Source organism: Pseudoalteromonas mucoides, from assembly GCF_049257175.1.
GTDB lineage: Bacteria > Pseudomonadota > Gammaproteobacteria > Enterobacterales > Alteromonadaceae > Pseudoalteromonas.
The window spans coordinates 84,558-99,585 of the sequence record NZ_JBMMUC010000018.1; the positions used below are offsets into that span (position 1 = coordinate 84,558).

Here is a 15,028-nt window from a genome sequence, read left to right on the forward strand (position 1 = left end):
TATTTCTGTACTATCCATCTATCGTTTTTTCTTTTTTTATCCAATCGTTTATGTCAGCCTATATAAGATATCGTTAAAAAGTATTTTTTTAGGAATATAATGGCTACGGCAACACACTTTCATAAGCTAGCTTACTTACTGTTATTAGGCTTATGCCTTACTCCACTAATTGGTGCAGGCTCAGCCCTTATTATGGGCGCTGCATTTGCAATCATTGTTGGAAACCCGTTTGCTGAGCTTTCTCAAACAGCGAGTAAATGGATGCTAAAAGCAGCCGTTGTAGGTTTGGGCTTTGCCGTCGATTTTAACCAAGTTATTGAAGTCGGTCGAAGCTCTTTAGTACTCACAATTGTCAGTATTACAGCTATTATTGGTTTGGGTGAAATACTTACTCAAGTTTTTAAATTAAACAGAAACACTGGCGTGTTAATTTCATTTGGTACAGCAATATGTGGCGGTAGTGCCATAGCCGCCATGGCACCAGTTATTAAAGCCAAAGACCATGAAGTGGCAGTCGCGTTAGGCGTTGTATTTTTATTAAATGGTGTAGGGCTGTTGTTATTTCCTGCTATTGGCCATTATTTTAATTTAAGCCAAGAGCAATTTGGACTATGGGCGGCATTAGCTATTCATGACACGAGCAGTGTCGTTGGCGCTTCTGCAACTTATGGTGCTGTAGCATTAAGTATTGCAACAACCGTTAAATTAACTCGGGCCATGTGGATCATCCCATATACCACATTAGCTGGTGTGTTTTGGCGTTCAGAAGAAAAAGCCAGCATTCCGCTATTCATTGTAGGCTTTTTAGCAGCAGCTTTAATAAATACGTATGTACCAGATTACGCTTCAATTTGGTCATTACTCAATAGCGCAGCTAAACAGTTGTTGGTGATGACCTTATTTTTAATCGGCAGTGGTTTATCAATAAGCGTTTTAAAGCAAGCGGGTGTTAAACCCTTTTTAATGGCGATCTTTTTGTGGGTTGTTGTCAGTAGTGTTATTTTAATATTAATTTTAGACGGGTTCATTTAAATGAAGATAAAACTGATTGTTGCCACCGTAGCGAGTATGTGTGTAACGAGTTTTTTGGTAAATACCGCAAGTGCTGCGACAAATCTACGAGTAGCGACCTTTAACGTAAGTATGGATGCCACTAATTATACTGCTCCTGGTACTGATGTTAATCCGAATGCGTTAGTAAATGCGCTGAAAAGCGACCATCAGCAGATAAAAAACATTGCAGAAATTATTCAGCGTGTCCGCCCTGATATTTTGCTGTTAAATGAATTTGATTATGTAAGTAAATCCCAAGGGATTGATTATTTTATACAGCATTACTTAAAAGTAAGCCAAAATAAGCAACCTGCTATTAACTACCCTTACACATATATAGGCCCTGTTAATACTGGGATTGCGTCAGAGTTTGACTTTGATAACGATGGTAAAAAAACGGGTAAGCTTGGTGACGCTTATGGTTTTGGTTTTTTCCCTGGTCACTATGGCATGGCTGTGCTATCTCGTTACCCAATTGATTTTGATAAAGTGCGCTCATTGCAAACATTTAAATATAAAGACATGCCTGATGCGCAAATGCCAGTTAACCCAGAAACCAAACAGAATTGGTACGATAATGATGAATGGCAAGCAATGCGCTTGAGTTCGAAATCTTTTTTGGACCTCCCCATCGATATTAAAGGGAAAACAGTTCATTTACTTGCTTCGCACCCAACACCTCCTGTTTTTGACGGCGATGAAGACAGAAATGGCAAACGTAATCACGATGAAGTTAGGTTAGTTAAAGATTATATTGAAAACGCAAGTTACCTTTATGATGATAAAGGGGTTAAAGGCGGGCTTAAAGATAATTCTCGATTTGTTATTGTTGGTGACTTAAATGCAGCACCAGAGGGCGATAAAAAGCGCCCAAACACAACAAACCAACTATTAGCAAACCCGCTTATTAATAGTCAATTTGTGCCGGTGAGTAAGGGGGCTGCGACAAGTTATAGTGATAAGTATGCCGCGGCTTATACCGCACATTGGCAAGCTCGTGTTGATTATGTATTGCCATCGACCTATGGTATTTCAGTTCAAAGCGGCGGCGTTTTTTGGCCAACTAAAAATAGTGAACTGTATCGTTTGATAAAGGATAGAAATGCATCTTCTGATCATCGTATGGTGTGGTTAGATATACTAGTTAAATAACGTGTTATTTAACGTGTTATTTAACGGTAAACTTTGGCTGTTTATCCTAAATAATTGCAATACCTATGGTGCTTCTGCTTAAATTGGAGGAATTATAATAATCTTCCCCTATTAAGCAGAAGCACCATGAACTTAAAAATAGCAAATAAAACGTTAGTCGCCATGGCAATTGCATCAAGCTTTATGCTTGCTGGTTGTCAAACTACCGCCTCGACCTCTACTCAAGAAGTATCAAATACCCCAGTTGCTAGTGTTGTAGCAACACCTGTTGACTCTGGTAGCAGTGAAATTACGCTTGAACAAGCGATGGCGCATCCTGACTGGTTAGGTCGCCAACCAGAACGTGCTTTTTGGGCTGCTGACTCGAAAACGGTTGTTTATGCTCAAAAACAACAAGGTAACACACTGCGAGACCTTTATACCCAAGCAATTTCTGGTCAACAAGCAAGTCAAGTAGCGTTATCACAAATGCACGCTCTTGGCGCTAAAAATGCAGTTTATTCAGCAGATAAGTCATTACAAGCGTACGCATTTGAAGGCAATATATTTGTAAAAAATACGCATACATCGCAGATTACTCAAATTACCCATGACAGTGCAAAACAATCAAAACCACAATTTCTAAATGATGGTTCATTAGCATTTCGCCAAGCAAATGCTTTTTTTAAAGTTGATTTAAAAACAGGTCAACGTGTAGAGCTGGTAAATCTTCACCTTGCAGATAAACCTCAAGGTGTAAAAGAGCCAAATACATATATCGCTAAAGAACAACACAAACTGATTGACTACATTGCCTTAACGCATAAAAACAAGCTAGATAAACAAGAACGTAAAGAGCAATTAAAGAGTCAAAACGCAAGTATTGCTAATGCACAATTTTATTTAGGTAAAGGAAATAAAATCACTGATGTTCAGTTATCACCAAGTGGTAAAGCATTAATTGCAGTAGTAACAGATAATCGTTCATGGCGTGAAGACAGTGATATCATGCCAAACTATATTACCGATGATGCGGGTGTAAACGCTGAAAAAGTTCGTCGTCGTGTCGCTGATGCTAAACCACAGACATCAGAAGTGATTTATATTAATTTAGAAAATAACACACAACACACACTCTCTTTTGACACGCTACCTGGTTTTGATGAAGACGTACTTGCTGCAGTGAAAAAAGAAAACTATGCACGTGAGGGCAAAACATACGAGTCGAAAAAAGAACCTCGTTCAATTAACCTAATCATGGACTGGGGCTGGTCACAAAGTGCCATTACATGGAATCACGACGGCTCACAAGTAGCACTAATGCTAGAGGCATGGGATAACAAAGACCGTTGGATTGCATCTGTTGATTTTGACAACAATGAATTGGTTTCTCAGCACCGTTTACATGATGATGCATGGGTAAACTATACTTACAATGATTTTGGTTGGCTCAATAATTCAGACACACTTTATTATTTATCTGAAGAGTCGGGTTATAGCCATATTTATAAAAAATCATTAAATGGTAAAGCAACCCAACTTACAAAAGGTCAGTTTGTTGTATCTAACTTAACCCTAAGCGATGACAATAGTGCTATTTACTATAAAGCTAACGTTGAGCACCCAGGCCTGTATGAGATTTATCGTGTTGATCCACAAACAGCGCAATCTGAGCAAATAACAAACTTAGATGGTATGACGGATTACCAATTAAGCCCTGATCAAACCAAGTTATTATTAACACACTCTAAAATAATGGCTCCGCCAGAGCTTTATGTAGCAGATGCAAAAGCAAATGCCAGTGCAAAGCAGCTTACAAATACGGTATCAAGTGAGTTTTTAGCAAAACAACTGATAGCACCTAAAATTGTTGCTGTGCCATCAAGCCATACAGATCAGCCTATTTACGCAAAAGTTTACTATCCAGCCGATTATGTTGAAGGTGAAAGTGGTAAAAATCGTAAAGCCGTTATTTTTAATCACGGTGCAGGTTACTTGCAAAATTCGCATATGGGTTGGTCAGGTTATTTCCGTGAGTTTATGTTTCATTCCTTATTAGCCTCTGAAGGTTACGTAGTGATGGACATGGACTACCGCGCATCAAAAGGCTATGGTCGTGATTGGCGTACTGCGATTTATCGCCAAATGGGCACACCTGAAACCCAAGATTTAATGGATGGTGTAAGTTGGATGGCCGAAAATGCAAATGTTGATACCGGTGCTGTAGGCACATACGGCGGTTCATACGGTGGCTTCATGACGTTTATGGCGTTATTTACACAGCCAGATCTATTCCAATCAGGTGCAGCACTTCGCCCGGTAACAGATTGGGCTCACTATAATGCGCCATATACGTCGAATATCTTAAATCACCCAGACGTTGACCCAATTGCTTACGAAAAAAGCTCGCCAATCTACTATGCAGAGGGATTGAAAAACCACTTATTGATTAACGCACCAATGGTTGACAATAATGTATTTTTCCAAGACTCAGTACGTTTAGTGCAACGTTTAATTGAGCTTGAAAAAGAAAACTTTGAGACTGCAATTTTCCCTGTAGAGCCGCATGGTTTTGTGCAGCCTTCGAGCTGGTTAGATGAATACCGTCGTATCTATAAGTTATTTAAAGAAACACTGTAAATTTAATTAAAAATGAAAACGCCAAACTTAGTTTGGCGTTTTTTTTATCATTTTAAGAATCACCGGCGTTGCTAGTACAATGCCACCAATTGCACCAATTAAATGAGCGTCAATGGCCACCCGAGAGGCAATTAGTTGACCGACTTCAGCGCTAGGACCTGCATATTGCTCATGTGCTATTTTGAGCCAGATCCCTATAAATAATAAACTGCCTGTTTTCATACCTATACTAATATCTTTTATAGCTCCCCAGACAATCACACCATGCAATAGGGCACTTAACCCGGTGTAAATTTTTATATCTGGACAAAAGAAATAAATACCTAAGCCACACCAAATACCAAGAATTAATGAGTTCAGTGCATATTGACTCGGTGTAGTGTGTTCGGCATGTAGCAACCAAATGAGCAATATACCGGCACAGTTTAAGCCTAAATGTGCCCAATTAGCATGCACATATTGGCTGCTGAGTAATCGCCATACCTCACCTTGGTCAATTAACTGACGATTGAACTCTAAAAAATCGTTCAAATTAAAAACAGCAAAGAGTGAGCTGATTGCGATTAAACACAGTGGTGGTAGAACGTATCGGGGTTGGAGAGGTAAATTAACCATTTTTTTCTTATTTTTACAGCAAACTTTTGCATATTGTGCACGTTTAACTTTAAGATGCCAAACACCTAGGCGCAATAAAGTTATTTTATGTTTTTAACATTTCCAAAAGCACTGGCATTTACTGCCTCATTATTATGTATTCCTTCTTTAGCTATTAGTGCAACAACACCACGCGAAACTCGTGAACCAGAAGCTGCCACAGGCCATCAAGTTAAACAGCAGGTCGTTGGTGGCAATTTTATGATTGCTGCTGCTAACCCTTATGCAGTTGAAGCAGGGCAAGAAATTCTTGCCAAAGGCGGTAGTGCAGTTGATGCCGCTATTGCTACACAACTTGTTTTAACATTGGTAGAACCTCAATCGTCAGGCATTGGTGGTGGTACATTTATGATGTATTACGATAAAAAAACTGACACGCTAACAAGTTTTGATGGACGTGAAACTGCACCTGAAAATGCAGATGAAACATTATTTTTAGATAAGCATGGTAAAGCTGCAAAATGGATTGAGGCAGTTGTAGGAGGGCGCTCAGTCGGTGTGCCAGGCATTTTACATGCACTTGCAAATGCTCATAAACAATACGGAAAACTTGATTGGCGCACACTATTTAATCCTGCGATAGAGCTCGCAGAGCAAGGATTTGTTGTCTCTCCTCGATTGCATGCATTACTTGCTAAGCAAATTAACCCTGGCGTTACTAAACTTGATGTCATTAGAGATTATTTTTTTGAAGATGGTAAGCCTTTAGCTGTGGGTACAGTAAAGAAAAACCAGCCATTAGCCAATCTATATAAAGACATAGCTGCAAAGGGCATTGATGCTTTTTATAAAGGAGATAATGCTAAGCAGATGGTAGAGGCTGTTCAGCAAAGTAAAGTAGCACCTGGTACCTTAACACTTAAGGATTTGGCTGATTATAAAAGTGTGCAACGCGATGCTGTGTGCGCGCCATACCATGATTATAAAATCTGCTCTATGGCACCGCCAAGTAGTGGTGGGGTTGCTGTGATACAGATATTAGCATTACTAGAAAGTAAAAATATGGCCCAGTTCAAGCCTAATTCCGAGCAAGCCATTCATTATTTTACCCAAGCATCACGTTTAGCATTTGCCGATCGCAATGTGTATATGGGCGACCCTGATTTTGCCTATATTCCTACTCAAGAACTTCTTGAGGAAAATTATATCAAACAACGCGCTGCCCTTATTACTGAAAAAGACTTACCAGCTGTAGCCGGAGAGCCTAAAGACAAATTAGCTTATGCACAGGATGATGCCTATGAGTTACCTTCAACTACTCATGTATCGGTTGTAGATAGTTCAGGAAATGCGGTTTCGATGACCAGTTCAATTGAAATGGCCTTTGGTTCGACTGTTATGGTCAATGGTTATATATTGAACAACCAATTAACTGATTTTGCCTTATCACCGAAAAAAGACGGCAAACTATTAGCTAACCGAGTTGAGGCAGGCAAACGCCCACGAAGTTCTATGTCGCCGGTGATGGTATTCAACAAAGATGGAAGCTTACGCTTAGTGGTTGGTTCACCCGGTGGCAGCCGTATAATAAATTACGTAGCACAGGTATTAATTGGGGTACTGGATTGGGATTTAACCGCCCAACAAGCGATTAATTTAGGCCGCGTTACAAATAGAAACCGTTATACCAGTTTAGAAAAAGGCGCGGACATTGCCGCATTAAAATCACAGTTAATGAAACGCGGTCATACTGTTAAAGTGGTTGATTTGAACTCAGGGCTACACGCTGTTGAAGTTAAAAAAGGCGTTTTATACGGTGCAGCAGATCCACGACGTGAAGGGATCGCCCTTGGCGATAAATAGTATTGTGCTTAATGAGCATAAATACCCCTTATTTGAATTAGTAAGATACTGTACAATATGGCGTAAGTATGGCTTATGCCGTACATTTCTCTTACTGTAAATGGTCTGACAAGATTGAATGTCATTGCTTTTTAACGTTCAATCCTAATAATGGCAGATCACAATTAAAGACATCGCTAAGCTTGGAATTATGACTACAAATACCGATCCAAATTATCTTTATATTCATCACTCAGGCCCTGGCCTGATCGAAACTCCTCTGTTAAATAAAGGTAGTGCATTTACACAAAAAGAGCGTGAAAGTTTCAACCTAGCGGGTTTATTACCACCTCGTTACGAAACGATCGAAGAACAGGTTGAACGCTGCTATCAACAATATTCAAGCTTTAACGATAACCTTAATAAACACATTTATTTACGCGCAATTCAAGATAATAACGAAACACTGTATTACCGTTTAGTACGTGATCATCTTGAAGAAATGCTACCCATTATTTATACCCCAACAGTGGGGGATGCCTGTGAAAAATTCTCAGATATTTACCGAAGTGCACGAGGCTTGTTTATATCATACGAAGATCGCTATCAAATTGACGACATCTTACGTAATGCTACCAAAGGTAAGGTAAAGGTTATTGTAGTAACCGACGGTGAACGTATCTTAGGTCTAGGCGACCAAGGTATTGGTGGCATGGGTATTCCAATTGGTAAGCTTTCGTTATATACCGCCTGTGGCGGAATTAGCCCAGCTTATACATTACCCGTTATGCTTGATGTTGGTACAAATAACGAAAAGCTATTAAATGATCCAATGTACATGGGTGCGCGCCATAAACGTATAGCCCAAGACGAATATGATGAGTTTTTAGATCTATTTATTAAAGCGGTTAAACGTCGTTGGCCAAATGTGCTATTACAGTTTGAAGATTTTGCCCAGCCTAACGCGATGCCTTTACTGAAGCGCTACCGTGATGAAATTTGTAGCTTTAACGATGATATCCAAGGGACTGCAGCCGTAACTGTCGGCTCATTACTTGCAGCATGTCGCGTGAAGAATGCAAAGTTATCTGAACAAAAGGTAGTGTTTGTCGGTGCAGGTTCTGCCGGTTGTGGTATTGCTGAACAAATCATAAGCCAGATGGTTTCTGAAGGTATCTCAGATACGCAAGCACGTAGCCAAATATTTATGGTTGATCGCTTTGGTTTATTAACACAAGGTATGCAAGGTCTTCGTGATTTTCAGCAAGCGCTTGCGCAACAAACCGATGACTTAGCACAATGGACTTACAGTGGCGAATACGCGTCATTACTTGATGTTATGCATTGTGCAGAGCCTGACATTCTAATTGGTGTATCTGGACAACCAGGATTATTTACCGAGCAAGTTATTCGCGCAATGCACAGTAATTGTGCGCAGCCGATTATTTTCCCATTAAGTAATCCATCTAAACAAGTAGAAGCCTTGCCTGAAGATGTAATTAACTGGACTCAAGGCAACGCAATTGTTGCAACTGGTAGCCCATTTGCACCTGTTGTGTATGAAGGCCAAACGTTTACTATTCCACAGTGTAATAATAGTTATATCTTCCCGGGTATTGGCTTGGGTGTCATTGCTGCAAAAGCAACCAGAATTACCGATGCAATGCTAATGGTCTCAAGTGAGATCTTAGCTGAGTCTTCACCTCGTGCAAACACTGGACAAGGTAGCTTGTTGCCAGCTCTTACAGAGATTGAAACGTTAAGTAAACGCATTGCATTTGCTGTTGCCAAAAAAGCAATCGAAGAGGGTGCGGCGCTTGAAATAAGCGATGATAGGCTCTGGGCTGCAATTGATTCTAACTATTGGTTACCAAAATACCGTAATTATAAACGCGTTAGTATCTAATTAATAACGTTAATAAAAACAGGCTACGGCCTGTTTTTTTATGCTTGTTCATTTTAAATTAACCAGCTAGGGTATCTAATAAGCCTAATTCACTTAATGAGGAACATTATGCGTTACTTACCTTTACTTGCAGCCGCGATGACTTTCAATGTGTTTGCCCAAAGCACACCAAGTGCACCGCATATATATATTCAAGGTCAAGCTAAAATCACGACAGCTGCAGACAGTGTTTTACTTAATGTTGGCATACTCGAAGTTGACAAAAACCTTATGGCAGCAAAAGAAAAAGCTGATAAAACCATGGCTAAAGCGATTAAACTTTCTAAACAAGCGGGTGTGTTAGCTAAAGATATAAATGCAGGGCAAATCAGTATTCACCGTGAGACACAGTATAATAGAGAGACTAACAAACAAGAGTTTGTTGGTTTTAGAGTATCTCGTAGTCTATCATTAACGCTTAATGATGTTGATAAATACCCTACGCTTTTACAAAGCCTGGTCAATGGGGGTATAAACCAAGTTAATCAAACTCAGTTTGTATCTAGCAAATATAATGAACTGCATAATCAAGCTCAAAAATTAGCAATTAAAGACGCTAAAAAAGCAGCATCAGAGTTTGCAAGTGATTATGGCGTAGAACTTAAAGGCCTTTACAGTGCATCTATGAAGCCGATGGATACCGGTGTACAACCTTATGTAAGAGCTAAAATGGCAATGTCAACCGATGCGGAATCCGGCTCAGTAACCCCTGACTCATACCATGCTGGTGAAATCACGATTTCAGCATCAAGTTACGCTATCTATTTGATTGAAAATTAATAAACTCATTTTAGATAAAATGTTTACGTTTTATAAAAAGTCTCCAGCTGGAGACTTTTTTAATTAACCTACTCAAATACCCTTTTAATTTGGCTGTTCAAATCTCTCAAGCAAAATATCACCACGCTCAGGTGAGATTCTAGCTATTGAATTCAGCATATTAATAACTTCGGTACGGTCATACAAATTAGTCGTGTGTTCATTAATATCATCTACTATTGCAGCAAGGTAATTGAATAACTTTTCAGTGGCATCTTCGTTGTCATTTGCGACGAACAAAATATTCTTAAATGCCTCTAATACATTTGTCATTACATACGCATCGGCTTTTGCATAATTACGTAGTGGGGTGAAGTTATCATGTAATAGCTCCTCAAATGAGGTTTCATGAATATATAACAGTGGTGTGTCTTGAGCGTGTTTGAGTGAATAATTGATATCACTAATCTTTAAGCGTTCAATCAATAAGATACTGAGCATATCAATAGCTTTAACGGCAGTACCGGGATCATTAATTCCTGGACTCATGGCTTTAACTGCAATTTCAGAAATTTGCGTTAAGCCATAACGATAATGGTCGCTAATATATTCTTCTACATAAAAAATAAAACAGTCTAATAATTTTTCAATGAGGTCAGGGTTATTAGTAAGATCTTTATCTGACTTAAGAAAAGGGTAACCTTTAACAGTAAAATACCCTTGGTTAACAGCAATAAAGAGCTTTAAATCTTCTTGAGCTAGAATTTCACATAATTTATCTGAATGAACACCTTTGAAATAGCCTTCTGTGGTACTTTTAACTGAATGCCAGTCAGAAAAATTAGGGAATTCAGTAATATTATGCTCTTCTTGACGGCTGATTATCGACTTGATAACACCTTTGGTATCTTTAAATAAATCATTAAGCACATTGTCGACTTGGATTGCTTTTGAAATCGAATGTATAAAATAAACAAATAAAGCTAATGAAATTAAGCCAAAGACCAAGGAAAAAAACACACCCAATGCTGGTATTGAAACATCACCTCCCGGGGTTTGCTTGATATTAATAAGCATGATGATTGAATAAATAATACTGCCTAAATAAAAGCCCAAAACAAGTTGATGGGATTTACGAGTGATCAAACCTGGTATCACCCTGGGTGAAAGGCTTGCACTAGCAGTATTTAAAACAATCATCACCATTGAAAAACTAAACACAGTTAAAGAAATGATACTTCCGGCTAGCGTACTTAATATAGTACGTGCGTTTTCTTCGCTATCGACTAATAAAAATGCAATAAGCTCTTTTAACTTTACGATAGGTGCTGTGTATTCTATAGACATAGTAATAATGGCAAACAGTAAAAAGCCCACAGACAGCATAGAAGGGTAAAAACCAATACTGTTAATCATTTCTCGATAATTATCAGCAATCTTTCGTGGAACAAACATATATATCCTTTTTATCCGCAATTCTAATACGTTATCATAAAAAGCTAGCATGTAACTATTTCATACCTAAACTTGTGGTATCATTGAAAAAAATTATAGGAACTAACGCGTGATTATTTCATTCTATGCGGCCGTATTGGCTTTTATGTATATTTATTTAAGTATGAATGTAGTTAAAGTACGTAAAGCAAACCAAATATCACTGGGTACTGATAATAATGAAGCGCTGATCAGAGCAACGCGTGCTCATGGAAACTTTATTGAGTATGTTCCATTTGCTTTAATTTTAATATTTTTAGCTGAATTTCAGGGCCTAGGTAGTCACTATTGCCATATTCTTGGTTCGTTACTGGTATTTGGTCGCATTTGCCATAGTATCGCAATCAAAGACGGAACTTTTAAATTAAGAGTTATTGGAATGATATCAACTTTTGCAACATTGGCACTAGCAGGATTCTTCTTAATTTTCAGTCGGCTTTTCTAATATGAAATTACGGTTACTTTGTGTGCCATTGGTTACGTTATTATGCTGTACATATGCACACAGTGAAGAGTCATTACTCAAAGAACAACCGTTAAAAGTAATATACCCAAAGCCCGAACGAGAACATGAAAGTGATAATTGGTACCCACTGGTACTACTTAAGTTTGCTTTAGAACATAGTGGCCGCGCACATACTTTAGAATCTTCAGTAAAAATGGTGCAAAGTCGTTCATTAAAAGAGCTTGAACAGGGCGATTTAGTTAATATTGCTTGGTCAATGACAAGTATTGAACGAGAACGTACCTTTAATCCTGTACGTATCCCTATTTACAAAGGTTTGTATGGCTTGCGATTACTGCTAACTACGCAAGATAAACTTTCTAAATTTCAAACAATCAAAGACTTACAATCCCTTAATAAAATTGATTTTATCCAAGGCCACGACTGGCCTGATACAGATATTATTAGTGATAATAACTTAACAGTATCAACCTCAACGACATATGACGCACTTTTTAATATGCTCATAAAAGGGCGAGGAGATGCTTTTCCCCGCTCAATTTTAGAAGTTGATTGGGAATTGCAACAACTTGGACAGCAAACGAATATTCAAGTCGTACCTAATATTGCGCTTTCATATCCAGCAGCCGTTTATTATTTTGTAAACTCCAAGCGCCCTGATATACACCAAGCAATACAGTTAGGCTTAGAAAAAATGCATGAAAATGGCGAGTTTGACCGCTTATTTACACATTATTTTTCTCAAGCAATTGCTAATGCAAAGTTACATGAAAAAACCATTATCCATCTAAAAAACAATCACATGTCAAAGTTAACGCCTCTTGAAAATAAACAACTTTGGTTTAATCCAAACGAATAATTACAATGAAAGAAAATAAAATCTTTATTATCGGCTTGCCTCGCACTGGCACAACCAGTGTATGCCATAGCTTTTTGCAACTTGGCTACAGATGTGCGCACACGGCTTATACAAAACAATGTTTCAAAGATGCACAAGTTATTGCTGACACGCCCATTTTTAATGATTACCAATATCTAGATAAAGCATACCCTGGCTCAAAGTTTATATATCTTGAGCGGGAAACGTCATTATGGCTACCTTCGATTCGTCAACTTTTAACCCGAATGTTTAAAAATTTAACTCGTGAAGATGGTGGATTCAATCCGCATATAAAACGTTGCTATTTAAATACGTTTGCTAATTTAAATTTAGAAAACCTTGAGTCTGATGATTACCTGTGCCAAATATATAAACAGCACAGAGATAAAGCGTTCCACTATTTTTCAGCAAGAGAGAGTGACTTTCTAAAAATCGATATCAGCGAGTCTAAAAGCTTCAATTCATTATGTGATTTTATAAAATCTTCAGCTCCTGACACTATGAATGATTTCGAAAGAATGAATATTGGCGGTAAAGTAACAGCGTGGAATAACATTAAACACCCGCTAAAAATAGCGTCTACTGCTAATGGAAAAATTGATAGGCTACTTTATTAACTACTGCTCAAAGCAAGATTTTATAAGTTAATTACGATAAAATTGCCACATTGAACTAAGAGTAAAATTAACCATGTTTGAATTAAAATACCATACTCCATTTTCGTGGACAGAAGCAGTACTCGCTGACTTCAATACATTTTTACAAGATCACGCAGCAGCTGAAAAAAAAGCATCAGGCATGGCAATGTCTATGCTTTCACATTACCCCGATCGCCGAAAACTTGTTAAAGCGATGACAGACTTAGCACTTGAAGAAATGATTCATTTCAAACAAGTTTTAAAGCTATTATTAGACCGAGACGTAAATTTAGGTAATGACCAAAAAGATCCTTACGTTAAACAAATCCGCGCTGTTTTTCGAAATGGCCGTGACGAATTTTTAATGGACAGACTGCTTGTAGGTGCCGTTATAGAGGCTAGGGGACACGAACGATTCTCTTTAGTTGCTCAAGCATTGCCTGAAGGAAAAGAAAAAGATTTTTATGTGGCGATTGCAAAATCAGAAGAAAAACATAAAAATTTATTTGTAGAACTAGCGTACGAATATTTTGATAAAAAAGATGTTGATACACGACTAGAGGAAATATTAATAGCAGAAGCAAATATTTGTAAAAGTATCCCTTTTACAGCTGCACTACACTAATAAAGCATTATTTTAATTATGTTAAATAGGCTGTTATTTGTTTTTAACAGCCTAATTTTATTCAGTAATATTTATTATCATTAGTGATAAATTGATTATTAATCAGTTGATTAGCAATGTATGTTGTAAAATTAATTTTTTAATGTGCGATACTGCAAAATTAAGTCAGCTAGATTAATAATACTTGGCTTTCCGGCTAAATAATTTGTATCAATATGATAAGAGTTGCCAAGCCAATAGGGGGATTTGGTTGTATTATGGCCATGAATTGAAAATAATACACCGGGGTTTATTTTATTACTTTTGGTTTTTACACGAGTTCTATCCCATAAAAAGTTTTGTACTACTGTATCTGCTGATAGTGTCTCTTCATTTAATTCTAAATTGTTCCAATCACATGTAAGTGGTGCAGTGTGTGATAAAGCTATCACTTCATTTTGAAAATGGAGCTTTAGTGTTATCGGGCATGTTTTCAGATAATCACAAACAAGTGATAAATTTTCTTCACTTTCATTAAAATGCCAAGCACCACCATTTTGCACCCAAAGCTCAAAAGCATCGGAGTCTATATCAATAAGAGACGCTAACATCATATGTTCATGGTTACCCAGCAGCATAATTAGATTATGTTCAATTACGTACTTTATTAGTTTTGTGCTGTCATTGCCGCGGTCAATTACGTCTCCGAGCATCACCAAAACATCATTTTCATAATCAAAATTAACAGAGTGCAGGGCGTTGATGAACTTTTCAAAATCAGCGTCTAAATCACCAATAACAAAAACACGTTTATCCTGCTCAATGTGCAGATGTTTATGCATGTGTGATTTTGATAAGCAAGCAGTTGAAAAAGGCATATATTCCATCATTTAAGGGTTTAAAACTACTATAGCAATTTAGCGTGCTAAGTTCCAAGCATGATGTTTTAACGCAAGATTTTATTAGAAGTATAAACACGGTA

13 protein-coding genes are annotated in these 15,028 nt (G+C 37.8%); 10 read left to right on the forward strand and 3 right to left on the reverse strand.

Annotation, left to right across the window (positions count from 1 at the left end; genetic code table 11):
* The first annotated feature begins 99 nt into the window (after positions 1-99).
* From AAEU30_RS18010 to AAEU30_RS18020, 3 genes are all read left to right on the forward strand, one after another.
* A complete protein-coding gene (locus AAEU30_RS18010) occupies positions 100-1,032 on the forward strand; it encodes a YeiH family protein (protein WP_421961718.1) in 933 nt (310 codons plus the stop codon).
* Positions 1,033-2,205, forward strand: a complete 1,173-nt coding sequence (locus AAEU30_RS18015; protein ID WP_421961719.1) for an endonuclease/exonuclease/phosphatase family protein — start codon at positions 1,033-1,035, stop codon at positions 2,203-2,205.
* Positions 2,206-2,331: 126 nt separating this feature from the next.
* Positions 2,332-4,824 carry a S9 family peptidase gene (locus AAEU30_RS18020; RefSeq protein ID WP_421961720.1) on the forward strand — a complete coding sequence of 831 codons (2,493 nt, stop codon included), beginning with the start codon at positions 2,332-2,334 and terminating at the stop codon, positions 4,822-4,824.
* A 27-nt stretch (positions 4,825-4,851) separates the two neighbouring features.
* Here AAEU30_RS18020 and rrtA read toward each other — a convergent pair whose 3' ends face one another.
* Positions 4,852-5,439: a rhombosortase gene (rrtA, locus tag AAEU30_RS18025; protein ID WP_421961721.1), complete on the reverse strand. Its 588-nt coding sequence runs from the start codon at positions 5,437-5,439 to the stop codon at positions 4,852-4,854.
* 87 nt (positions 5,440-5,526) lie between these two features.
* On the opposite strand from rrtA, the gene ggt reads away from it, so the two are divergent.
* The 3 genes from ggt (at position 5,527) to AAEU30_RS18040 (ending at position 9,985) form a co-directional block, all read left to right on the forward strand.
* Positions 5,527-7,281, forward strand: a complete 1,755-nt coding sequence (gene ggt / locus AAEU30_RS18030) for a gamma-glutamyltransferase (RefSeq protein WP_421961722.1) — start codon at positions 5,527-5,529, stop codon at positions 7,279-7,281.
* 190 nt (positions 7,282-7,471) lie between these two features.
* Positions 7,472-9,166, forward strand: a complete 1,695-nt coding sequence (locus AAEU30_RS18035; protein WP_421961723.1) for an NAD-dependent malic enzyme — start codon at positions 7,472-7,474, stop codon at positions 9,164-9,166.
* 108 nt (positions 9,167-9,274) lie between these two features.
* Entirely contained in the window at positions 9,275-9,985 is a 711-nt protein-coding gene (locus tag AAEU30_RS18040; protein WP_421961724.1) for an SIMPL domain-containing protein, read from the forward strand.
* Positions 9,986-10,069: 84 nt separating this feature from the next.
* Here the strand turns inward: AAEU30_RS18040 and AAEU30_RS18045 are convergent, their stop codons facing one another.
* Positions 10,070-11,419: a DUF2254 domain-containing protein gene (locus AAEU30_RS18045; protein ID WP_421961725.1), complete on the reverse strand. Its 1,350-nt coding sequence runs from the start codon at positions 11,417-11,419 to the stop codon at positions 10,070-10,072.
* 109 nt (positions 11,420-11,528) lie between these two features.
* Between AAEU30_RS18045 and AAEU30_RS18050 the strand changes: the two genes are divergently transcribed.
* The 4 genes from AAEU30_RS18050 to AAEU30_RS18065 all read left to right on the forward strand — a co-directional run bounded on the left by AAEU30_RS18050 (position 11,529) and on the right by AAEU30_RS18065 (position 14,067).
* The gene (locus tag AAEU30_RS18050; protein WP_421961726.1) at positions 11,529-11,903 is read left to right on the forward strand and encodes an MAPEG family protein; all 375 of its coding nucleotides are present in this window, start codon (positions 11,529-11,531) and stop codon (positions 11,901-11,903) included.
* A gap of 1 nt (position 11,904) precedes the next feature.
* Positions 11,905-12,783, forward strand: a complete 879-nt coding sequence (locus tag AAEU30_RS18055; RefSeq protein WP_421961727.1) for a substrate-binding periplasmic protein — start codon at positions 11,905-11,907, stop codon at positions 12,781-12,783.
* A gap of 5 nt (positions 12,784-12,788) precedes the next feature.
* Complete coding sequence (locus AAEU30_RS18060; RefSeq protein WP_421961728.1) at positions 12,789-13,421, forward strand: sulfotransferase; 633 nt, start codon at positions 12,789-12,791, stop codon at positions 13,419-13,421.
* A 73-nt stretch (positions 13,422-13,494) separates the two neighbouring features.
* Positions 13,495-14,067, forward strand: coding sequence for a MiaE family protein (locus tag AAEU30_RS18065; RefSeq protein WP_421961729.1), 573 nt, complete (start codon positions 13,495-13,497; stop codon positions 14,065-14,067).
* Between the two features lie 131 nt (positions 14,068-14,198).
* Here AAEU30_RS18065 and AAEU30_RS18070 read toward each other — a convergent pair whose 3' ends face one another.
* Entirely contained in the window at positions 14,199-14,888 is a 690-nt protein-coding gene (locus tag AAEU30_RS18070; protein WP_421961730.1) for a metallophosphoesterase, read from the reverse strand.
* Positions 14,889-15,028 lie beyond the last annotated feature (140 nt).